The organism is Actinokineospora spheciospongiae (assembly GCF_000564855.1).
Lineage (GTDB): Bacteria > Actinomycetota > Actinomycetes > Mycobacteriales > Pseudonocardiaceae > Actinokineospora > Actinokineospora spheciospongiae.
In genome coordinates, this window is sequence record NZ_AYXG01000217.1 from 1 (window position 1) to 23,067 (window position 23,067).

General features: G+C 72.7%; 17 protein-coding genes. 14 read left to right on the forward strand and 3 right to left on the reverse strand.

The window, feature by feature from the left end; genetic code table 11:
- The first annotated feature begins 526 nt into the window (after positions 1-526).
- The 11 genes from UO65_RS27515 to UO65_RS27565 all read left to right on the forward strand — a co-directional run bounded on the left by UO65_RS27515 (position 527) and on the right by UO65_RS27565 (position 15,898).
- Positions 527-2,047, forward strand: a complete 1,521-nt coding sequence (locus UO65_RS27515; protein WP_052021862.1) for a sugar transferase — start codon at positions 527-529, stop codon at positions 2,045-2,047.
- Positions 2,048-2,075: 28 nt separating this feature from the next.
- Positions 2,076-3,167 carry a Gfo/Idh/MocA family protein gene (locus UO65_RS27520; protein ID WP_052021863.1) on the forward strand — a complete coding sequence of 364 codons (1,092 nt, stop codon included), beginning with the start codon at positions 2,076-2,078 and terminating at the stop codon, positions 3,165-3,167.
- The gene (locus UO65_RS27525) at positions 3,164-4,408 is read left to right on the forward strand and encodes an acyltransferase family protein (protein WP_052021864.1); all 1,245 of its coding nucleotides are present in this window, start codon (positions 3,164-3,166) and stop codon (positions 4,406-4,408) included. The genes UO65_RS27520 and UO65_RS27525 overlap by 4 nt, the downstream gene beginning before the upstream one ends.
- 50 nt (positions 4,409-4,458) lie before the next feature.
- Positions 4,459-5,460 carry an NAD-dependent epimerase/dehydratase family protein gene (locus UO65_RS27530; RefSeq protein WP_052021865.1) on the forward strand — a complete coding sequence of 334 codons (1,002 nt, stop codon included), beginning with the start codon at positions 4,459-4,461 and terminating at the stop codon, positions 5,458-5,460.
- Between the two features lie 288 nt (positions 5,461-5,748).
- Positions 5,749-9,756: a DUF4082 domain-containing protein gene (locus UO65_RS27535; RefSeq protein ID WP_084176317.1), complete on the forward strand. Its 4,008-nt coding sequence runs from the start codon at positions 5,749-5,751 to the stop codon at positions 9,754-9,756.
- A gap of 30 nt (positions 9,757-9,786) precedes the next feature.
- On the forward strand, positions 9,787-11,082 hold the full coding sequence (locus UO65_RS27540; RefSeq protein WP_035288172.1) for a glycosyltransferase: 1,296 nt from the start codon (positions 9,787-9,789) through the stop codon (positions 11,080-11,082).
- Positions 11,079-12,212, forward strand: a complete 1,134-nt coding sequence (locus tag UO65_RS27545; RefSeq protein WP_233427869.1) for a DegT/DnrJ/EryC1/StrS family aminotransferase — start codon at positions 11,079-11,081, stop codon at positions 12,210-12,212. The genes UO65_RS27540 and UO65_RS27545 overlap by 4 nt, the downstream gene beginning before the upstream one ends.
- On the forward strand, positions 12,209-12,847 hold the full coding sequence (locus tag UO65_RS27550; protein ID WP_035288176.1) for a NeuD/PglB/VioB family sugar acetyltransferase: 639 nt from the start codon (positions 12,209-12,211) through the stop codon (positions 12,845-12,847). The genes UO65_RS27545 and UO65_RS27550 overlap by 4 nt, the downstream gene beginning before the upstream one ends.
- Before the next feature lie 2 nt (positions 12,848-12,849).
- On the forward strand, positions 12,850-14,247 hold the full coding sequence (locus tag UO65_RS27555; protein ID WP_063936024.1) for a glycosyltransferase family 4 protein: 1,398 nt from the start codon (positions 12,850-12,852) through the stop codon (positions 14,245-14,247).
- Positions 14,244-15,344 carry a DegT/DnrJ/EryC1/StrS family aminotransferase gene (locus tag UO65_RS27560; protein WP_035288178.1) on the forward strand — a complete coding sequence of 367 codons (1,101 nt, stop codon included), beginning with the start codon at positions 14,244-14,246 and terminating at the stop codon, positions 15,342-15,344. Before UO65_RS27555 ends, UO65_RS27560 begins: the two co-directional genes overlap by 4 nt.
- Positions 15,341-15,898 carry an acyltransferase gene (locus UO65_RS27565; protein WP_035288180.1) on the forward strand — a complete coding sequence of 186 codons (558 nt, stop codon included), beginning with the start codon at positions 15,341-15,343 and terminating at the stop codon, positions 15,896-15,898. Before UO65_RS27560 ends, UO65_RS27565 begins: the two co-directional genes overlap by 4 nt.
- Before the next feature lie 55 nt (positions 15,899-15,953).
- On the opposite strand, the gene UO65_RS27570 is transcribed toward UO65_RS27565, so the two are convergent.
- Positions 15,954-17,411: a lipopolysaccharide biosynthesis protein gene (locus UO65_RS27570; protein WP_052021866.1), complete on the reverse strand. Its 1,458-nt coding sequence runs from the start codon at positions 17,409-17,411 to the stop codon at positions 15,954-15,956.
- Positions 17,412-17,671: 260 nt separating this feature from the next.
- Between UO65_RS27570 and UO65_RS27575 the strand changes: the two genes are divergently transcribed.
- Positions 17,672-18,637 (forward strand): right-handed parallel beta-helix repeat-containing protein, encoded by a 966-nt coding sequence (locus UO65_RS27575; protein ID WP_035288181.1) that lies wholly within the window; start codon positions 17,672-17,674, stop codon positions 18,635-18,637.
- Between the two features lie 8 nt (positions 18,638-18,645).
- On the opposite strand, the gene UO65_RS27580 is transcribed toward UO65_RS27575, so the two are convergent.
- On the reverse strand, positions 18,646-20,052 hold the full coding sequence (locus UO65_RS27580; RefSeq protein WP_063936025.1) for an O-antigen ligase family protein: 1,407 nt from the start codon (positions 20,050-20,052) through the stop codon (positions 18,646-18,648).
- Between the two features lie 14 nt (positions 20,053-20,066).
- Positions 20,067-21,122 (reverse strand): hypothetical protein, encoded by a 1,056-nt coding sequence (locus UO65_RS27585; RefSeq protein WP_035288183.1) that lies wholly within the window; start codon positions 21,120-21,122, stop codon positions 20,067-20,069.
- A gap of 119 nt (positions 21,123-21,241) precedes the next feature.
- Between UO65_RS27585 and UO65_RS27590 the strand changes: the two genes are divergently transcribed.
- Positions 21,242-22,390, forward strand: coding sequence for a glycosyltransferase family 4 protein (locus tag UO65_RS27590; RefSeq protein WP_035288184.1), 1,149 nt, complete (start codon positions 21,242-21,244; stop codon positions 22,388-22,390).
- Positions 22,391-22,421: 31 nt separating this feature from the next.
- A partial coding sequence (locus tag UO65_RS27595) for an MFS transporter (protein WP_035288187.1) occupies positions 22,422-23,067 on the forward strand: 646 nt, incomplete at its 3' end.

Here is a 23,067-nt window from a genome sequence, read left to right on the forward strand (position 1 = left end):
GGGTTGGAGGGTGGGGGTGTTGTGCAGGTGGAAGGGGTATTTGAGGGGGATTTGGTGATCTGCGGGGGGTGGGGTGGTCTGTGGGAGTGGATTTCGCCCTGGGTGGGGGGATGGGTGATCGAGATTGGGTGGGGGTGGGGGTTGTTGGCGGGGGGAACGGAAATCGGCGGGACGACTTGTACTCTCCGTCACAACATTTTCTGTCCGGAATAGACGGTTGTGCGCGGGGTAGGCGGTGGGGTGGAGCTGGGGTGTTGGGGGTGATCAAGTCAAGTGCGCGTCACGGGGTTTGCTACGGATTGTGTAGTTGAGGGTGGGTGCAGTTAGTGGGGGCGGTTTCTCGGGGGCTCTTCGTTAACCGTGTGTGTAACGGCGTGGTGCAGGGGAACGAAAGAGGGATCGCGACCACGTCCGGTCCCCTCGGGGGCGGGCGGTTGGTCCGAATCACGGAAATCACACCAGGTGGGGGGCCGGGGACCTCTCGCCCGTCCTGTCCTGCCCGATCGCCCGAACCGGGGGATGCACAATGCGTGACCAAGTTGGGTACTCGCGCCGCCGAGCGGCACTGCGGCCCACGCCGAGCGGGGCCCGGCGCGCCCGCGGGCCGCGCGTTGGGCTGCCCGCGGGCGAGCCGTCGTTCCCCCCGGTCGCCGGGTGGGAGCCGAAGTACCGCGCGGGCGTCATCGCCGGTGACCTGGTGGCGGTCGTGGTCGGGGTGCTGGGGGTCGGCGGGTACGTGCAGCACCGCGCCTACCCGGACGGTCCGCTGGTGGGCCTGGTCGGGCTGACCACCTTCGTCGTGCTGCTCGCCGCGCTGATGGTCAACCGGGCGTGGAACAGCGCCGCGCTGGGGCAGGGCGCGGAGGAGTTCCGCAGGCTCGGCCGGGCGTTCGTCGCCGCCGCCGTGGTGCTCGCGCTCGGCGGGCTGCTGTTCGACATCGCCCGGCTGCGGCCGTGGGTGTTCGTGGTGGTGCCCGCGACCGCGCTGCTGCTGTTCCCCATCCGCTACGCCCAGCGCCAACTCCTGCACCGCCGCCGCCGCGAGGGCCGCTGCCTGCTGCCGGTGATGGCCGCGGGCAGCCTCGACACCGTGCAGGACCTGATCTCCCGCACCCGCGGCTCCGCCCACCTGGGCTGGCGCGTGGACGCGGTCTGCACCACCGACGGCCTCGGCGACGGCCTGCCCGACGTCGATGGCGTCCCGGTGATCGGCCGCCTCAGCGACCTGGCCACGCACGCCCGCCGCGGCGGCTACCGCATCGTCGCGGTCACCCCCGACCAGTACTGGACCCCGCAGCGGTTGCAGCAGCTCGCCTGGCGGCTGGAGGGCAGCGGCGCGGAGATGGTCGTCGCCCCGGTGCTGATGGAGGTCGCCGGGCCGCGGCTGCACGTGGACGCGGTGCTCGGGATGCCGCTGCTGCGGGTCAGCGCGCCGTCGTTCACCGGGGTCCGCCGGGTGGTCAAGGACGCCATGGACAAGGTCGGCTCGGCCGTGCTGCTGGCGCTGCTGGCGCCGGTGATGCTGTTCGTGGCCGCCGCCATCGCGATCGACAGCCGGGGGCCGGTGTTCTACAAGCAGCGCCGGGTCGGCAAGGACGGCCGCGAGTTCACCATCGTCAAGTTCCGCACCATGGTCACCGGCGCGCACCGGATGGTGACCCAGCTCGCCGAGCAGAACGAGGGCAACGGCCTGCTGTTCAAGATGCGCAAGGACCCGAGGGTGACCAGGGTCGGGGCGGTCCTGCGCCGCTACTCCATCGACGAGCTGCCGCAGTTGTTCAACGTGCTCGCCGGTCCGATGTCGCTGGTCGGGCCGCGCCCGCCGCTGCCGGAGGAGACCGCCCGCTACGCCCCGGACGTGCGCCGCAGGCTGCTGGTGAAGCCGGGCCTGACCGGGTTGTGGCAGGTCAGCGGGCGCTCCGACCTCCCGTGGGAGGAGGCGGTCCGGCTCGACCTGCGCTACGTCGAGGACTGGTCGCTCGCCCTCGACGCGGTGATCCTCTGGAAGACCTTCCGGGCCGTGTTCAGCGGCGCCGGTGCCTACTAGCAGTTCCTGATCCGAAGTGGAGTGTCACGTGCAGACCATCGGGCTGGCCGTCATCGGCGCCGGGTACTGGGGACCGAACCTGGTGCGCAACGCCCAGGCCACCCCCGGGCTGCGCCTGCGGTACCTGTGCGACCTCGACGCCGACCGGGCCCGCCGGGTCCTCGGCGAGTACTCGACCGTGCGGGTCTCCGACTCCCTCGACGAGGTGCTCGCCGACCCCGAGGTGCACGCGGTCGCCATCGCCACGCCTGCCAAGACGCACCTTCCGGTGGCCATGGCCGCCCTGGAGGCGGGCAAGCACGTCCTGGTGGAGAAGCCGCTCGCGGCCACCCACGCCGAGGGCGCCGCGCTGGTCCGGGCCGCCGAGGAGCGCGGGCTGACCCTCATGCTCGACCACACCTACTGCTACACCCCGGCCGTGGCGCACCTGCGGGAGCTGGTGCACAGCGGCGGGATCGGCTCGGTGCAGTACCTGGACTCGGTGCGGATCAACCTGGGCCTGGTGCAGCCGGACGTGGACGTGCTCTGGGACCTGGCCCCGCACGACCTGTCGATCTTCCTGTCGATCCTGCCCGAGGGGGTGCGGCCGCTGGCGGTGGCCGCGCACGGCTCGGACCCGATCGGCGCGGGCCGCGCCTGCGTGGCGCACCTGACCATCGAGCTGACCGGCGGCGCCATGGCGCACGTGCACGTGAACTGGCTGTCGCCGACGAAGATCCGCACCATGGTCATCGGCGGCTCGCAGCGCACGGTGGTCTGGGACGACCTCAACCCCAGCCAGCGGCTGTCGGTCTACGACCGGGGCGTGGACCGCGCCGGGGCCGCCGAGCTGGGCGAGGAGAAGCGCGAGCAGACGATCGTGTCCTACCGCACCGGTGACATGGTCGCCCCCGCGCTGCCGGAGAAGGAGGCGCTGCGCGCGGTGATGGCCGAGTTCCACGCCGCCATCACCGAGGGCCGCCCGCCGCTGACCGACGGCCGCTCCGGCCTGCGGGTGCTCGCCATCCTGGAGGCCGCCTCCGCCAGCCTCGCCCAGGGCGGGGCGTTCCTGCCCATCCTCGACTCCGAGGACGTCGCGGGCTCGGAGAACGCTGCTGCCCCCGAGGGCGCGCTGCTGTGACCACGGGTGGGGCGGTCGGCACCGGGGGCGCGGGGGACACCGGCGCCGGCCCGGCCGCCCCGCCGACCCCGGCGGGCGAACCGACCGTGCGCATCCACCCGGCAGCCGAGGTGACCGAGCGGTTCACCCCGATCGCGGTGGTGACCGAGCCGCCCGCGCTCCGGCTGTCGTTCGTGGACGGTGTGCGGGCGTTCGCCGCGGTGTTCGTCGTCGCGCACCACATCTGGCTCACCACCTACCCCGGCTACCCGCGCGACACCGGCCCCGCCTGGGCGTCGTGGCTGGTCTACGGCCACCTCGCCGTGGCGGTGTTCATCGTGGTCAGCGGCTTCTCGCTGGCCATCGCCCCGGCGCGGCGGGACTACCGGCTCGGCGGGGTCGGCCGGTTCCTGCGCAGGCGGGCCTGGCGCATCCTGCCCCCGTACTGGGCGGCGCTGGCGCTGTCGGCGGCGGTGTTCGGCCTCGTCACCCCGGCGCTGACCGGTGACCTGGTGTCGGTCAAGGGGATCGTGGTGCACGCGCTGCTGTTGCAGGACGTGGTCGACGCGCCCCGGCCCAACGGCGCGTTCTGGTCGATCGCGATCGAGTGGCAGATCTACTTCCTGTTCCCGCTGGTGCTGCTGGTCCGCAGGCGGGTGCCGGGCTGGGTGCTCGCCGCGCTCGGGCTGGCCGTGGTCGTCGCGGCGCAGGTGGTGTCCGAGCGGGTGCCCGCGCTCGACGGCATCCAGAACCTGACGCCGCAGTTCTTCGCGCTGTTCGTCTTCGGCGTGGTGGCCGCGGAGGTGGTCCGGTCCGGGCTGCGCGCGCGGGCGCTGGTCGGGGCGGCGGCCCTGCTGTGCTTCGCCGGGTTCGCCGTGCTCGCGTTCACCGCCGGGCCGGTGTGGGTGGACGCGCACTACTTCTGGGTCGACCTCGCCGTCGGCGCCGGGACCGCGCTGGCCCTGGCCGTGCTGGCGGGCGGCGGGTGGCGGCCGGTCGCCGCCGCGTTCGCCGGTCGCGTCCCCCGGTTCCTCGGCCACTTCTCCTACAGCGTCTACCTGATCCACCTGCCGCTGCTGTGGCTGGTGTACCACTTCGGGGTCGAACCGGCCGTCGACTCGGCGGACGCCCGGTTCGTCCTGCTGCTGGTGGTCGGCATCCCCGTGGTGCTCGCCGTGTCCCACCTGTTCCACCGCGCCTTCGAGCGCCCGTTCATCGAGCACCGGTCGCTGGCCGAGCTGCGCGGCCGCTCGACCCGGTAAATCGAAGCTGAACCCGAGCAGAACCCGATTTCGCACGAGAGGCAATCACCATGGCGGACAACCACGCCCCGTCGGCAAAAGCCCAACCGATCGCCGGTCAGCGCGTGCTGGTCACCGGTGGCGCCGGGACCATCGGTTCCTCGGTGGTCGACCAGCTCATCGCCGCCGACGCCGCCGAGGTCGTCGTGGTCGACAACCTGGTGCGCGGCCGGATGGCCAACCTGGCCGACGCGCGGGCCGCCGCGGGCGACCGGCTGCGGTTCGTCGAGGGCGACATCAACGACCCGAAGCTGATGGGCGAGCTGAGCACGGGCGTGGACCTGGTGTTCCACCTCGCCGCCATCCGCATCACCCAGTGCGCCGAGGAGCCCCGGCTGGCGCTGGAGGTCCTGGTCGACGGCACCTTCACCGTGCTGGAGGCGGCCGCCGCCGCCGGGGTGAAGAAGGTCATCGCCTCGTCCTCGGCCTCGATCTACGGCCTGGCCGAGGAGTTCCCCACCACCGAGCGCCACCACCCGTACAACAACGACACCTTCTACGGCGCCGCGAAGGCGTTCAACGAGGGGATGCTGCGCAGCTTCAAGGCGATGTACGACCTGGACTACGTGGCGCTGCGCTACTTCAACGTCTACGGCCCGCGGATGGACGTGCACGGCCTCTACACCGAGGTCCTGATCCGCTGGATGGAGCGGATCGTCGACGGCAAGGCCCCGCTGATCTTCGGCGACGGCGCGCAGACCATGGACTTCGTGCACGTGCACGACATCGCCAGGGCCAACCTCCTCGCCGCCCGCGCCGACGTCACCGACGCGGTCTACAACATCGCCAGCCACTCCGAGACCAGCCTGCTCGGGCTGGCCAGGGCGCTGCTCGCGGCGATGGACTCCGACCTCGGCGTCGAGCACGGCCCGGAGCGCAAGGTGAACGGTGTCACCCGGCGGCTGGCCGACATCAGCGCCGCCGCGCACGACCTGGGCTGGAAGCCCGAGATCGGCATGGACACCGGTCTGCGCGACCTCGTCGCGTGGTGGCGCGCCGAATCCGGGAAGTGACCGCGCCACCCTCGACTTTCACCGAGGGTGTGCATCCGGCCGCCCAGGGTTCCGGCGAAAAGGTGACGTACTCCGCGAGTTCGTGTTTTGTGCCGACGCCCTGTAACGAAGGGTTTTCCCGACTCGATCCCGTCTACACAGGAGTGACCCCGGCGGGCTCGCGAGAGCTGATCGCGGTGTGCGCACGCCTTCGGAACTTGCTGCCTCACCCACGGTGACAAGTACGGACAAACTGTGGGATTTCGGGACCGCGCGGGAGCGCGGCCCGGTGTGCGGGAGGAGCGGCTGATGCGCGCAGTGCACGCCATCGGCACGGTGGTTCGGCGTTCGGTGTCCAGGGTGACGGTGGTGGCGCTCGCCGCGGGGCTGGCGGCGGTGCCCGCGGTGGTGTTCGCGCCCCCGGCGGCCGCCGCGGCCTGCACCGCGCCGGTGGTCAACCGGGTCGCCTGCGAGAACACCGAGCTGGGCGACCCGAACTGGCAGGTCGCGGGCATCGACGACTCGATCGCCGGGTTCACCACCGACATCAGCACCAACATCGGTGGCACCGTCAACTTCAAGGTGAAGACGGACGCGGCGAGCTACAAGATCGACATCTACCGGCTCGGCCACTACGGCGGCGCGGGCGCGCGGAAGATGGGCACGGTCAACCGGGTCAACCCGCAGAGCCAGCCCGACTGCAAGGTCGACGCCCCGACCCAGATGGTCGACTGCGGCAACTGGGCGGTCTCACTGACCTGGACCGTGCCCAACTACGCGGTCTCCGGGCTGTACTACGCGGTGCTGCACCGCAACGACACCAACGGGGAGAACGAGATCCCGTTCGTCGTCCGCGACGACAGCAGCACCGCCAAGATCGCCTTCCAGACCTCGGACGCGACCTGGCACGCCTACAACCGCTACGGCGGCAACAGCCTCTACACCGGCACCGGTCCCGGCGACGGCGGCTCCTCCTACGGGGTGAGCTACAACCGCCCGATCACCGGCGGCGGCGAGGAGAACTACATCTTCAACGCCGAGTACCCGATGCTGAAGTTCATGGAGGCCAACGGGTACGACATGACGTACACGACCAACGTGGACTCCGCCAGGCGCGGAAACCTGATCAAGAACCACAAGGTGTTCATGGCCGTCGGGCACGACGAGTACTGGTCGGTCGAGCAGCGCGACAACGTCGAGGCCGCCCGCGACGCCGGGGTGCACATGGCGTTCCTCACCGGCAACGAGATCTTCTGGAAGCACCGCTGGGCGCCGAGCATCGACGCCTCCGCCACCCCGTGGCGCAACATGATCATCTACAAGGAGACCAAGGCCAACGCCAAGATCGACCCGAGCCCGCAGTGGACCGGGACCTGGCGCGACCCCCGGTTCAGCCCGCCCTCGGACGGCGGCAGGCCGGAGAACTCCCTGCTGGGCCAGCTCTTCACCGTCAACGGCCGCCGCGACGACTCGCTGACCGTGCCCGCCGCGTACGGCAAGATGCGGCTCTGGCGCAACACCCCGCTGGCCACCGCCACCGACAGCTACACCTTCCAGCCCGGCACCCTCGGCTACGAGTGGGACACGGTGGAGGAGAACGGCTCCCAGCCCGCGGGCGTCGCCCAGCTCTCCCGCACCACGGTCACCATGCAGGGCGACTACGTGCTCCAGAACCACGGCGACCTCTACCGCTCGGGCACCAAGACGCACGCGCTGACGCTGTACCGGGCCGCCAGCGGCGCCCTGGTCTTCGGCGCGGGCACCGTGCAGTGGGCCTGGGGCGTGGAGGACGAGCACGCCTTCCGCACCGACATGCCGACCTCCGACGTGCGGATCAAGCAGGCGACGGTCAACGTCCTGGCCGACATGGGCGTGCAGGCCGCGACCCTGCAACCGGGCCTGACCGCCACCACCGCCAGCAGCGACACCGCCGCCCCGGTGGTGGCGATGAACGCCACCCCGAACCCGACCGTGGCCACCCCGTACACCTTCTCCGGCACGGTGAACGACGCCGCGGGCAAGGTCGCGGGCGTCGAGGTCTCGGTCGACGGCAGCACCTGGCGCGCGGCCACCTGGACCGCGGGCACCACCACCTGGAACTACACCTTCACCCCGCCGTCGTCGGGTGCGAAGACGCTGCGGGTCCGCGCGGTCGACGACTCGGCGAACCTGTCCGCGGTCCTGTCGCGGGCGATCACCGTCAACACCCGCACCTGCCCGTGCTCGATCTGGAACGCCACCGACGCGCCTGCCAACCCGTCGGCCAACGACCTCAGCGCGGTCGAGCTGGGCACGAAGTTCACCGCCCAGACCGACGGCTACGTCCGCGGCGTGAAGTTCTACAAGGGCGCGGGCAACACCGGCACGCACACCGGCACGCTGTGGACCGCCTCCGGTCAGAAGCTGGCCACCGGCACCTTCGCCGGGGAGACCGCGACCGGTTGGCAGACGCTGTCGTTCCCGGTGGCCGTGCCGATCACCGCGGGCACCACCTACGTGGCCTCCTACCACACCGACACCGGCCGCTACGCCGCCGACCAGGACTACTTCGCCACCTCGGCGAAGGGCCTGGAACCCCTGTCGGCCAAGCAGAGCGTCGTCGGCGACCCGAACGGCGTGTTCCGGGTCGGGGCGTCCGGCTTCCCGGCCGAGAGCTACCGGGCCACCAACTACTGGGTCGACGTCGTGTTCGCCCTCGACCCCGGCCCGGACACCCGCGCGCCGGAGGTGGCGAGCACCTCGCCCACCAACGGGCAGGGCAGCGTCACGCTCACCGCCCCGATCACCGTGGTCTGGGACGAGCCGGTCACCGCCTCCTCGGCGCTGGTCGCGGTCAACGGCCCCGGCGGCGGCATCTCCGGCACCACGACGCTGGCCGCGGACAAGCGCACGGTGACGTTCACCCCGAACAACCCGTGGGCGGGCGGCACCACCTACTACGTGTCCACCCGCGCCTACGACCTGGCGGGCAACGCGCCGCAGAACCACGAGTTCCAGTTCAAGACCGGCGTGCCCCGGGCGGCCACCTGCCCGTGCTCGGTGTGGGACGACTTCGCGGTGCCCGCGGTCAACGCGGTCAACGACGTGTCCGCGATCGAACTGGGCACCAAGGTCCGCTTCGACGTGCGCGGCCAGGTCCTCGGCGTGAAGTTCTACAAGGGCGACGGCAACACCGGCACCCACACCGGCTCGCTGTGGTCGGCCGACGGCACCCGCCTCGCCACCGGCACCTTCACCGGGGAGACCGCGAACGGCTGGCAGACGCTGACCTTCACCCAGCCGGTCAACGTCCTGGCGAACACGACCTACGTGGTGTCCTACTACGCACCCGTCGGCCGCTACTCGGCGACCGGCGAGTACTTCAAGACCAGCGCCGACTACAAGTCCATGCACGCGGTGAAGGACGGCGCCTACGGCAGCAACGGCCTCTACCGCTACGGCGCGGGCGGCGGCTTCCCGACCGGCTCCTACAACGCGACGAACTACTGGGTCGACGTGGTGTGGACCGCGGGCGCCAACGGCGACACCACCCCGCCGACGATCGTCTCCCGCACCCCGGCCGCGGGCGCGGGCGACGTGCCGCTGGACACCACCGTGTCGGTGACGTTCTCCGAGCCGGTCGACCTGGACTCCGCGCAGTTCTCCATGACCGACCCGGGCTGGGCCAAGGTCGGCGGCGCGCTGACCCTGTCGGCGGACCAGAAGACGGTGACCTTCACCCCGGGCGCCCGGCTGGTGCCGGGGGCGCCGTACCTGGTGAGCATCCGCATCGCCGACGCGAACGGCGTGATCATGCCCGGCGCCTCGCTGTGGAACCTGTGGCCGGTCGCCACCCAGACCTGCCCGTGCTCGCTGTTCAGCGAGGCCATGGTCCCCGCGGTCGAGTCGTCCAACGACGGGGGCGCCTACGAGCTGGGCGTCCGGTTCGTGCCCGCCACGACCGGCTGGGTCAAGGGCGTCAAGTTCCACAAGGGGGCGCTCAACACCGGCACGCACACCGGTTCGCTGTGGAGCGCCACCGGTCAGCAGCTCGCCACCGGCACCTTCACCGGGGAAACGGCGTCCGGCTGGCAGACGCTCATCTTCGACACCCCGGTGCAGGTGACCGCCGGGCAGACCTACGTCGGCTCGTACACCACGGCGGTGGGTCGCTACTCCGCCGACGCGGGGTACTTCCAGCGCACCAGCGTGTCCAGCCCGCCGCTGTCGGCCGGGTCGAACCCGAACGGCGTGTACCGCAGCGGGTCCGGCTTCCCGGGCGACTCCTACGGCGGCGCGAACTACTGGGTCGACGTGGTGTTCGACCAGAACCCGTGACAACCCCTGGCTGACCGGAGGAAGACGACCATGCGCGAGCCGACGACCGCACCCGGCGACCGGCGGCTCGTCGTGGTCGTCTCCGGGGTGACCTTCGACGGGGTGCGGGGCACCGAGCGGCACCTCGCCGAGCGGCTGACCCGCTACGCCGACGTGCTCTGGGTCGACCCGCCCGTCTCCCCGGCGACCCCGCGGCGCTACCGCGGGGTCGCCCCGGGCGGGCGGTCCTGGCGGGCAGACCTGCGCGAGGTCGCCCCCGGCCTGCACCGGCTCACCCCGGTCGTGCTGCCCGGCCTGACCAGGCCGGGCATCCGGCTGACCACCTGGCCGCTGGTCCGCGCGCAGGTCCGGTCCGCGCTGCGGGACCTGGGCCGCACCCCGGCCGCGGTCGTCGCCTGCTCCTTCGACGACGTCCTCGGCCACTGGGGCGACGACGTCGTGGACGTCCTCTACGGCACCGACGACTGGGTGGCGGGCGCGGCGCTGATGCGCCAGGACACCGCCAAGCTGGAGACCGAGGAGCGGCGCGCGTTGGCCGCCGCCGACGTCGTGTTCACCGTCAGCCCCCAGCTCGCAGCCCGCTGGCTGCGCTTCGGCGCGGGCTCGACCGACCTGCCCAACGGCTGCGACCCGGACGCCTACGCCCGCGTCCCGGACCTGGTGCCCAACCCGCTGCCCGACGGCTTCCCCGCCACGGTGGCCGGGGTGGTCGGGCAGCTCTCCGCCCGGATCGACATCGCCCTGCTGGAGGCGGTCGCTGACACCGGCGTCGGGCTGCTGCTGGTCGGCCCGCGCGACCCGGCGTGGGAGCCGCAGCGGGCGCCCGCGCTGCTGGCCCGGCCGAACGTGCACGCGGTCGGCGCGGTTCCGTTCGAGGAGCTGCCCGGCTGGCTGGCCGCCATGCACGTCGGGCTGTGCCCGTACGCCGACACCGCGTTCAACCGGGCGTCGTTCCCGCTCAAGACGCTGGAGTACCTGGCGGCGGACCTGCCGGTGGTGGCCTCCGAGCTGCCCGCGCACCGCAGGCTCCAGGACGAGGGCGCCGACCTGCTGGTGGCGCGCGACGCCGAGGAGTTCGTCGCCGGGGTCGCCGCCGCCACCCGGCCCGGCCGGGCCCCCCGCCCGCGGCGCGAGGTGGCCCTGCGGCACTCGTGGGCCGAGCGGGCGCGGGTGTTCGCCGAGCGGCTGGGGTGGTCCACAGTGGCGGGTGGCGAAAGTCCCGCCGCCGGGGGTGCAACGTTCGGTGCGGCTTCCCCGATGGATGCAGAGGGTGACGGCGAACGCGAACCGCACGCCACCCCGCAACCGTCGAGGAGGACCCGGTGATCCCAGTCATGCGCCCGCTGCTCGGTGCGGAGGAGGCCGACGCGGTCGCCGCCGTCGTCCGCTCCGGCTGGGTGGCCCAGGGACCCCGGGTGGCCGAGTTCGAGCAGCGCTTCGCCGAACGGGTCGGCGCCGCCGACGCGGTCGCGGTGTCCTCCTGCACCACCGGCCTGCACCTGGCCCTGCACGTGCTCGGCGTCGGACCGGGCGACGAGGTCGTGGTGCCGTCGTTCTCCTTCATCGCCACCGCGAACGCCGTGCGCTACTGCGGCGCCACCCCGGTCTTCGCCGACGTGGACCCGCTGACCGGCAACCTCACCGGGCAGACCGTCGCCGCCGTGCTCACCCCGGCCACCCGCGCGGTCCTCGCCGTGCACCAGGGCGGGGTCCCGGCCGACATCGCCGGGCTGCGCACGGCGGTCGGCGACCTGCCGATCGTCGAGGACGCCGCCTGCGCCGCCGGGTCCACCCTGGACGGCGCCCCGGTCGGCGCGGGCGTGCACCTGGCCGCCTGGTCGTTCCACCCGCGCAAGCTGATCACCACCGGTGAGGGCGGCATGGTCACCACCGACGACCCCGAGCTGGGCGCGCGGCTGCGCAGGCTGCGCGAGCACGGCATGAACGTGTCCGCCGCGCAGCGCCACGCCGCGGGCGGCGCGGTCGTCGAGAGCTACCTGGAGACCGGCTTCAACTACCGGATGACCGACATCCAGGCCGCCATGGGCCTGGTGCAGCTCGGCAGGCTGGACGCCATCGTGGCCCGCAGGCGCGAGATCGCCGCCCGCTACCACGAGCTGCTGGCCGGGCTGCCCGGCCTGCGCGCGGTCACCGACCCGGCGCACGGCACCACCAACTACCAGTCGTTCTGGGTGCTGCTGGCCGACGACATGCCCGACCGCAACGGCGTGCTGGCCGCGCTGTCGGCCGCGGGCGTGTCCGCGCGGCGCGGGATCATGGCCTCGCACCTGGAGCCCGCCTACGCCGGGCACCCCTCGGCGCCGATGCCGGTCACCGAGCACCTGACCGCCCGCTCGCTGATCCTGCCGGTGCACCACGACCTGACCGAAGCCGAGCAGCGGCACGTGGTGGACTCGCTCGCCGCGGCCGTCGGTCGAGTGGTGGAACCGGCGTGACCGCCCGCCCGCTGCTGCTCCTCGGCGGCGGTGGCCTGGCCCGCGAGGTGCTGGCCGCGCTGCGCGCGCTGCCGGAGCGGTTCACCCCCCTCGGCGTGCTGGACGACGACCCGGCCAAGCACGGCGCCGACCTCGACGGCGTGACCGTGCTCGGCGGCGCGGAGCTGGTGGCCGAGCACCCGGACGCCCTGGCCGTCGCGTGCGTGGCCTCGGTGCACCGGCCGGGCGCCCGGGCGGCGCTGGTCGAGCGGGTCGGGCTGCCCGACGAGCGCTGGGCCACCGTCGTGCACCCGGCGGCGTCGGTCGCCCCGGGCACCGACCTCGGCGTCGGCACCGTGCTGCTGGCCGGTGCCGTGATCACCGCCCCGGTCCCGGTCGGGCGGCACGTGGTGGCCATGCCGCACGTGCTCGTCACCCACGACTGCGTGATCGGCGACTTCGCCACCTTCGCCGGTCGCGCTTCGCTCGGCGGCGGGGTCACCGTGGGCCGCGACGCCTACCTCGGGCAGGGCGCGCTGGTCCGCGAGGGCCGCACGATCGGTGAGCGAGCCGTGGTGGGGATGGGCTCGGTCGTCCTCGACGACGTCCCGACCGGGCAGACCTGGGTGGGCAACCCGGCACGGAGGCTGCGCTAGCCATGCGGATCATCGTCTACCCGCACGCCATGGAACTGGGCGGCTCGCAGATCAACGCCGTGCAGCTCGCCACCGAGGTCCGCGACGCCGGGCACGAGGTCGTCGTGTTCTCCGCCCCCGGGGTGGTGGTCGAGCGCGTGCACGCCGCCGGGCTGCCGCACGTGGAGATCCCGCTGGAGCGCGGCAGGCCATCGGCCCGGGTCATCCGGCAGCTCCGCGCGCTCTCGGCCAGCGGCGCCGTCGACGTGGTGCACGGCTTCGAGTGGCCGCCCGCCGTCGAGGCGATCGCCGCGGCAGCCGGTCCGGGCGGGGCGCCGCACGCCACCGTCGCCACGGTCATGTCCATGTCGGTCGTGCCGTTCTTCCCCCGGACCGTGCCGCTGATGGTCGGCACCGAGCAGATCGCCGCCGCCGCCCGCGCCGCCGGGCACACCCGGGTCACCCTGCTGGAACCCCCGGTCGACACCGCCCAGGACCACCCCGGCGCGGTCGACGCCTCCGGTTTCCGCGCCGACCTGGGCCTGGACCCGGAGCTGCCGCTGGTCGCGATCGTCAGCAGGCTCGCCCCGGACCTCAAGCTGGAGAGCCTGCTCGCCTCCTGCGCCGCGGTCGCCGAGCTGAGCCTCACCGGAACCCGGGTGCAACTGGTCATCGCGGGTGACGGACCCGCCAGGGAGCAGGTCGCCGAGGCGGCGGCGCGGGCGAACGCGCGCGCGGGCCGCCGGGTCGTCGTGCTCGCCGGTGAGCTGGCCGACCCGCGCCCGGCCTACGCCGCGGCGGACGTCGTGGTCGGCATGGGCAGCTCCGCGCTGCGCGGCATGGCCTTCGGCAAGCCGCTGGTGGTCGTCGGCGAGGACGGCTTCAGCGAGCTGTTCGAGGAGTCCACCGTGGACCGGTTCCTCTGGAACGGCTTCTTCGGCCTGGGCCCGGGCAGCCGGGGCGCTGGCGCTCCCGCCCTCGCCGAGGCCATCCGGGTGCTCGCCGAGTCCCCGGAGACCCGCTCGCGCCTGGGCGAGTACGGCCGCGGACTGGTCGACACCCGGTTCAGCCTGCGCCGCGCCGCGGGCATCGTCCTCGACGAGTACGCGCACGCCGTGGCCCACCGCCCCGCCCTGGACGCCCGCCTCGCCGACGCGGCCCAGGCGTCGGCGGGCATCTTCCGCTACAAGGTCAACCGCAAGGTCTCCCGCTGGCGCGGCAGGCTCCAGGTCGACGACGCCAACGCCAAGTCCGAGATGGCCAAGCTCAGCGCCCACGCCAGCACCGCCGCCGCGACGACGGCCCCCGGGCCACCGGTCGCCGCGCAGGCGACCGCCGCGCAGACTGTCCCGGGGCCCACGCCCCCGACCGCCGCCCCCACGTCCGCGGCGACCGCACCGCAGGAAAGGACCGCACCATGACCGCCATCCCCCTGGTCGACCTGGCCGCGCAGCACGCGCAGGTCGCCGACGAGGTGGCCGAGGGCTGGGCCGAGGTCCTGGCCAAGACCGCCTTCATCGGCGGCGCCCCGGTCGGCGCCTTCGAGGCCGAGTTCGCCGCCTACTGCGGGGTCGCGCACTGCGTCGGCGTCGGCAACGGCACCGACGCCATCGAGCTGGCGCTGCGCGCCCTCGGCGTCGGCCCCGGCGACGAGTGCGTGCTGCCCGCCAACACCTTCATCGCCACCGCCGAGGCGGTCGCCCGCGCGGGCGCCACCCCGGTCCTGGTCGACTGCGCCGACGACACCCTGCTGATCGACGTCGACCAGCTCGAGTCCGTCGTCGGCCCGCGCACCAAGGCGATCCTGCCGGTGCACCTGTACGGGCAGACCGCGCCGGTCGAGCGCATCCGCCCGATCGCCGACGCGGTGGGCGCGGCCATCGTGGAGGACGCCGCGCAGTCGCAGGGCGCCCGCCGCCACGGCCGGGCCGCCGGGTCGCTCGGCGACATCGCCGCCACCAGCTTCTACCCCGGCAAGAACCTCGGCGCCTACGGCGACGCGGGCGGTGTCGTGACTGACAACGCCGACTTGGCCCAGCGGGTGCGGCTGCTGCGCGAGCACGGTTCACCGCGCAAGTACGAGCACCCGGAACTCGGCTTCAACAGCCGGATGGACACCCTCCAGGCGGTTGTCCTCTCGGCGAAGCTGCGCAGGCTGGAGGGCTGGAACACCGCCCGCCGCGCCGCCGCCGCCCGCTACGACGACCTGCTCGCCGCGCTGCCGTCGGTGGGCCGCCCGGTCGTGCTCGACGGCAACGAGCCGGTGTGGCACCTCTACGTCGTCCGGGTCGCCGACCGCGACCGCGTGCTGGCCGGCCTCAACGCCGCGGGCATCGGCGCGGGCATCCACTACCCGGTCCCGGTCCACCGCACCGGCGCGTTCTCCTCGCTGGCCACCGGTTCGTTCCCGGTCGCGGAGAAGACCGCGGGGGAGCTGCTGTCGCTGCCGCTGTTCGCCGAGATCACCCCGGCGCAGCAGGAGCGGGTCGTCGAGGTGCTGTCCGGGCTCGTGCCGTGACCCCGTACGTGCACCCCAGGGGCCTCTGCGAGAGCGAGGACGTCGGCGACGGCACCCGCGTGTGGGCGTTCGCGCACGTGCTGCCCGGGGCCAAGGTCGGCCGCGACTGCAACATCTGCGACGGCGCGTTCGTCGAGACCGGTGCCGTGCTCGGCGACCGGGTCACGGTGAAGAACGGCACCCTGGTCTTCACCGGGGTCACCTGCGAGGACGAGGTCTTCCTCGGCCCGAACGTGCTGTTCACCAACGACCTGCGCCCCCGCGCGCACCTGCGCAAGGGACCGGAGGAGCTGTACACCACCCTGGTCCGCCGCGGTGCGAGCCTGGGGGCGGGCGCGGTGGTGGTGTGCGGGACCGAGATCGGCGAGTACGCCTTCGCCGCCGCGGGGGCGGTCGTCACCGCGAACGTGCCCGCGCACGCCTTCGTCGCCGGGAACCCGGCCCGGCTCAAGGCGTGGGTCTGCGTCTGCGGCGAGCGCTTGCCCGCCGACCTGCGCTGCACCGAGTGCGGCACCCGGCACGTCCAGGACGGTCCCGGCCTGCGCGCGACCTGAAAAGTCCACAGTGGCCCGTTCCCGTCCGGGACGGGCCACTGTCCTGTTCAGACGGTCAGAAACCGGGCTTCCTGAGCAGGTTCCGCATCGGCCACACGACCGCCGCGTAGGCCAGGACGCCGAGCAGGCCCGCCACCAGCAGCTCGACGAACGTCTGGTCCAGCAGCACCCGCACGCCGAGGACCACCGCGCACAGCAGCGCGCAGCCCAGCACCGGCCGCACCACCAGGGCCAGGACCCGGCGCAGCGACACCCCGGTGCGGCGCACCGCGACCCCGTACGCGGGCATGATCAGCACCACCGCGACGACCGCGTGCGCGGCGGCCACCCCCCGGATTCCGTCGACCAGCGCGCCGATCGGCAGCGCCACCACCAGCCCACCGGTCCAGATGCCCTGAATCCACAGCGTCCGCCCCGGCAACCCCAGCGCCACCAGGTAGTCGTAGGCCAGCTCCCCGGCCACCCTGGCCATCCCCAGGATCGCCAGGAACTGCAACGCCTCCGCCGCACCCACCCACTGCTCGCCGTAGAGCGTGCGGATGATCGGCAGCGCCAGCAGGCCCAGCAGCGCCGACACCGGCAGCGCGGTCAGCGCCAAGAGCTGCGCGAACCGGCCCAGCGCCCGTTCGCGCTCCTCCGGGTCGTGCTGGACCTGCGCGAACGCCGCCAGCGACACCCGGCGCACCACCGTGGAGAACATGTTCACCGGCCAGCTCGCCAGGTTGAACGCCTGCAGGTACAACCCCAGCGCGACCGCGCCGAGCAGGTGGCCCGCCACGACGTAGTCCACGTTCAGCATGGCGAACACCAGCAGCGACGCCCCCGCCAGCGGCAGCCCGAACTTGATCAGCTCCCGGGCCTGCGACCGGTCCCAGCCGGGCCGGGGCCACAGCGACACCAGCCGGAACAGCAGCAGCGCCGAGAGCGCGTTGCCCACGATCCGACCCCAGGCCAGGCTCGCCGGGCCGAAGTCGGCCAGCGCCAGCACCACGGTCAGCCCGGTCGACAGGCCCAGGTTCGACAGGTCCACCACCAGCCGCACGCCCTGGCGGAACTCCCGGTTCACGAACTGCGCCGCCGCCGCCGTCGCCCCGTCGATCAGCACCGACGCGCACAGCAGCCGCACCACCCCGGCCGCCTCCGGGGCGCCCAGCGCGGCGCTGAACGCGGGCGCGCCGAACCAGCACACCGCGTACAGCACGGCACTGCTGACCAGGGAGATCGTGGTGACGGTCGGGGCGATGTCGCGCGGGTCGCCCGGCCAGCGGACCAGCGCCAGGCTCACCCCCAGCTCGTTGACCGCCAGCACCGCGCTGAGCGCCACCAGCGCCACCGCGAACGCGCCGAAGTCCTCCGGGGCCAGGATGCGGGCCAGCAGCACCCCGGTCAGCAGGGTGCCCAGCTTGCCGGTCACGGTGTTGAGGAAGCTCAGCCCCAGGGCCTTGCGCACCTTGCCCTCCGCCGGGGGCGCGGGCGCCGCGGCGGGCTCGGTGGACTGGTCGGGTGTGGTCACCGGGACTCCGGACGGGCTCGCCGCGGCTGCCTGCGCGCGGGTGGTGTGGACGGGGCGCCCGGGTGACCGGTTGCCCCCGGGGTGTGCGTGCACGAGGATTTCGGGTAAGAAGACCTGCGGTGATCGACTGGCGTCGGGAAAAGGTGACCGGGAATGGGCGCGTGTCGTGCGTGGCCACCCGGAACGAATGAGGAGTTACCAGGATGAGATCTGTTCGAGATAGGCGTCCCCGTTCCAGACCCGGGGCGTTCGCCGCGGTCGTGACCACCGCCCTGCTGCTCGGCGGCTGCGGTGAGGCCGAGAGCGCGGACGGCGGCCCGCCGCCCACCCTCGGATCGACCACCCCGACGAGCGCCACCCCCACGGGGACGCTGCTGCCACCCACCACCGCCCCGCCTGCCAGCACCACCACCGCCGCCCCGCCCCCGGTGACCACCACGGCCGCCAAGCCGAAGCCCGTCGCGCCGCCCCCGCAGGCCGCCCCACCGCCCCCGCCCAGCGCCCAGCCCGGCCCGCACAACACCGGCTACCAGCACACCGGCGTGAAGCTCACCCCCATGAACTGCGAGAAGGGCGAACTGGTCATCGACAAGCCGGGCACCGTGATCGACGGCAAGTCGATTCCCTGCTCGGTGCGGGTCGCCGCCGACAACGTGCGCATCACCCGCTCGCTGATCAAGACCACCGCCCCGTACGGCATCTACAAGCTCGACCAGTACGCCAACCTGCAGGTGATCGACACCGAGATCGCGGGCAGCGGCAAGGGCTGCGGCTACGGCATCGGCTTCAACCGGGTGCACACCATCCGGGTCAACATCCACGGCTGCAACGACGGCGTGCACACCGAGCAGGGCAGCACCCTGGAGTACTCCTGGATTCACGACCTGGAGTACACCGGCCTCGACAGCGACGAGCCGCACAACGACGGCGTGCAGTCCACCGGCAGCTCGAACATCACCATCCGCGGCAACACCATCTCCAACCCCCGCCACCAGACCTCGTGCATCCTCATCGGCGGCGAGGGCGGCGCCCCGTCGAACGTCCTCATCGAGGGCAACTGGCTCGACGGCGGCAACTACACCATCTACCTCGACCCGAACGGCTCGAACCGGACCATCCGCAACAACGTGTTCGGCAAGTCGTTCGTCTACGGCCCGGCCAACGTCGCCGGGCAACTGGACTGGGCGGGCAACACCTTCGCCGACGGCGGTGAGGTCAAGCGCTGACCCGCCGGTCACCGGGGCTCCCGGGCCTGGTCACGAGCCGTGGCCACGCCCCGGGCCGCCCAGGCGGCCAGCGCCTTGGCGGAGAACCGCAGCGTCGGCCCGGAGATCCCGCCCGAGGTCGCCCGGTTGATCCGCATCAGCGCCCCGGCGGCGCCGATCAGGATGAACATCAACCCGCTGGCGATCTTGAAGGCGAAGGTGTCGTAGGTGACGCTGGAGACCCCGAGCATGGCGATGCAGGCCAGGATCGTCTGCGCCAAGTCCCGCACGTGCGGGTCGCGGGTGGCCCGCCGGGCCGCCCCGGCCGCCCACATGCCCAGCAGGAACACCGCGATCAGCGCCGCCAGCCCGACCAGCCCGTTCTCCACGATCGTGCCCAGGTACTGGTTGTCCAGCGGCCCGTACCTGGTGGGCAGGTAGGTGCCGAAGCCCTTGCCCAGCCACAGGTTGTCGGCGATGGTCTGGCTGGTGGAGTCGTAGTCGTCGGTGCGGCCCTGGATGCTGGGGTCGTTGGAGATGTTGCTGAACAGGCTCAGCAGCGTCCCCACCAGACCGGGCACGAAGAACCGCAGCACCACCAGGAACCCGCTGGCCGCGATGACGGTCTGCACCGCCCGGCGCACCGGCCAGGTGGGGATCAGGAAGATCGCCGCCACCAGCATCCCCAGGATCGCCGACCGCGACAGCGACACCACCGCGCCCATCGCCAGCAGCAGCAGGCAGATCCACCAGTTGCGCGCCTTGAGCCCCGCCGCCTGCGTGCGGAACGCGTAGTGCGCGGCGAACGGCACCGCGAACCCGCACACCACCCCGAACTCGATCGGGTGCCCGGCGGTGCCCGAGGGCCTGCGGAAGATCGACCGCTCCAGCACCGACTCCCCGGAGCCCACCTCGCGCAGCCCCGGCACGGTCATGTACTTGACCAGGTCGAACCCGAGGAAGAACTGCAACAGGCCGATGAACGCCATGACCGCGCAGGTGACCACGACGAACTTGAGCACCCGGTCCAGCCGGTCCAGGGTGCGGATGCCGTCGCACACCAGCAGCCCCACCACCAGCAGGCCCAGGATCGTGATGAAGCTCAGGTCGGCCGACTTCAGCTCGTCGGCGGGCAGGTACTTCCAGGTCGCGTAGCCGTAGGTGGCGACCTGGGAGGCGGCGAAGACGAAGATCCCGGTGCGCGCCGGGTTGGGGCCCTTCGCCATGCCCAGGTTGTCCACCATCTGCGCGCACAGCCAGCACATGCCCAAGCCCAGCCCGAGCAGCAGCGACGGCCGCACGTCCAGCGGCAGCCCGCCGATCACCAGCCGGGCGGGCACCAGGACCAGGAAGCACAGGTAGACGCCGACCAGGGTGGCCGCGTCGGCCCGCTGCCGGGTGCGCCTGCCCTCGTCGGCCAGGTCGTGCAGCACCATGCCCGGTCCGCGGCTCAGCTCGGCCGGTGCGGCGGGCGCTGCACCGGGGCGATCCGCCGGGTGGCCTGCGGGTCGCCGTTCGGCGGCTGCACGGGCCGCGCACCGGTCGGCAGCACCCCGTTCGCCGTCCCCTTGCCGTCGGTGCCGTTGACCTGCGCGCCGTTGACGGGCGCCCCGTTGACGGGCGCCCCGTTGGGCTTCACCGGGCCGTCGGGCTTGGCCGGGGTCAACCGGACGTTGGGGTTGGCGGAACCGTTGACAGCAGCGCCGTTGACGGCCGCGCCGGTGACACCGGAGCCGTTGGTGCCCGTGCCGTTGGTCGTCCGGGTGCCCTGCTGCGGCTTGCGCTCGGGCTCCGGCGCCGCGGTGCCGCTGAGCAGTTCCTCCGGCTCGGCGACCTCGGCCTTGCGGCCGGACTTGCCCGCTTTGCCCGCCTTGTCGCCGCCGCGCTTGCGCCGCGAGTGCGACTCCAGCAGGTAGACCGAGGTGAGGGCGGCGGCGAAACCCAGCGCGAACGCGGCGCCCGCGGCCCGCACCTTGCCGCCGATCTTCGGCTCGGCCGGGGTCGGGGCGACCACGCTCTCCATGTTGATGAAGGTGGAGTCCGGCGCACCCAGGTTGGTCTGCCGCTTCGACAGCTCCTCGCGCACCCGGTCGAAGGCCAGTGAGACGGTGCGCTGCGACTCGTCCGGCGAGGCACCGGTCGCCACGACCATGATGAACGGGCCGTCGAGCGAACCGTCGCCCGCCTCGTACTTGGCGGTGGCGCCCTGCGCGGTGAGCTGCTCGACGATCTTGGGGTCGTTCAGCGTCTGCACCAGCAACTGCGAGGTGATCTGCAGGCTGCCGTCGAAGGCGAGCAGCGGGTTCACCACACCGGGCGGCTTGGTGGGGTCGTTGGTCACCGTCGCGCCCGAGGTGGGCACGGTCAGGATGACCAGGCCCTTCGACTCGTACTCGGTGGGCACCGTGCCGTACACCGCACCCGCGATGCCCAGCGTGACGCCGAACACGGCCAGCGCCACCGGCCAGCGGCGGAGCAGGACGCCTACGGTCCTCCAGAAGTCCATCTCATGTTCCCCGATCCAAGGCCTCCGGCGAGCGGAGCCGGCACGCCCCTCCGGATCTATCGTCGTTCGAGGGGCGGAATTGTTACTGGCCGTGTAGTCGAGGCGGCTATGGTGACCGCGTGCGACTTGGCTTCACCTGCGCGTGGGACCCCCAGCCGGAACCGACGTGGTCCTACACCCCGTGGAACCTCCGGCGCGCCCTCCGCGACTTTCCTGACACCGCCGACCTCGACTGCGTCGACGCAGGCGTGCGCTTCCCCGACCCGGTCCGCCTCGGCCTCAAGGCGCTCAACGCCCGCCGAGTCGACGGCACCTGGGTGTCGATGTGGAAGCACTCCCGGCTCGCCCGCCGCTACCTCGACACCGCCGTCCGCCACGACGTCGCCGCCTCCGGCGCCGACGTGGTCCTCCAGGTGCAGGACCTCGCCGTCGTCGACCGCCCGTACCTGGTACTGCAGGACCTCAGCTACGACGTCCTCTTCGAACACCGCGACGAACGCGGGCGGCTGACCCACTTCCCGTCCCTCGACGAGGCCGACCTCATCCGGCTGCGCGACCGCCAGCGCGGCGTCTACGCCGAGGCCGCCGGGGTGCTGGCGATGAGCCGCTGGTTCGCCGAACACCTGGTCCGCGTGTCCGGGGTGGACCCGGCGAAGGTCCACGTGGTCAACCCGGGCGCCTCCGCGACCTGGGCGGGCGCGGCGGTGCCCGAGGAGGTCCTGCGGCGCAGGCGGGAAGGACCGCGCACCCGGTTGCTGCTGGTGGGCAAGGACTTCGCCACCAAGTCCGGCCCGCAGGTCGTCGCCGCCCTGGCCCAGTTGCGCGCCGAGGTCGACCCGGACTTCACCCTCACCGTGGTGGGACCCCGGGAGTGGCCCATGGTGGGCGAACCGCCACCGGGGGTGACGTTCCTCGGCAGGCTGCCGGTCGAGCGGCTGGCCCAGGTGTACGACGAGCACGACCTGTTCGTCATGCCCTCGAAGTTCGAGGGCTTCGGCATCGCGCTGGTCGAGGCGCTGTCCCGGGGCCTGCCGTGCGTGGCCCGCAACGCCTTCGCCATGCCCGAGATCGTCGTCACCGGCCGTAACGGCGACCTGGTCGACTCCGATGATCCGGCTGAGCTGGCAAGCACCATCGCGCGCCTGCGCGCCGACGACGCGATCTTCGACCGCGTGGCGCGGGAGATGGCCGACGTGCGCGCCCACCACTCGTGGGCGCGGGCAGCGGCTCAGGTGGCGGACATCGCCCGAGGTGTGACGAAGAGCTGACCGGCCCGGCCGGCGCGGTGAGGAGTCGACGATGTACCTGGCGTCGGCGCGCGCCACCCCCGACACCGGCACCGGCCCGTCGCGGCCCGGCCGCGTCCCCGGCACGGTCGTCGCCCTGGGCGCGGTCAGCCTCCTGACGGACGTGTCGGCGGAGATGGTCTCGGCCTTCCTCCCGCTGTACCTGATCTACACCCTCCAGCTCGGATACGTCCAATTCGGACTCCTGGATGGTCTGTACACCGGCGCCACCACCATCCTGCGCCTGGTCGGCGGCTACCTCGCCGACCGGCTGGGACAGTACAAAGTGGTCGCCTTCGCCGGCTACGCCATGTCAACGGCCAGCAAACTGGTCTTCCCCCTCGCGGGCGGCTCCGGCCTGGCCATCGGCGGCGTCCTCGCCTTCGACCGAGCGGGCAAGGGCCTGCGCACCGCCCCCCGCGACGCACTGATCTCTCTGGCCACCCCCGCCGAGAGCCTGGGCCGCGCGTTCGGCCTGCACCGGGCGATGGACACCGTCGGGGCGCTGTTCGGCCCGCTGCTGACCTTCCTGCTGCTGGCCTCCCTGGGCGCGGACTCGGGCCCGATCTTCGTCACCAGCTTCTGCTTCGGCCTCATCGCCCTGATCGTCCTGGCCGCCTTCGTCCCCGCCGACCCCCGCAGCCTCCCCACCCCTGCCC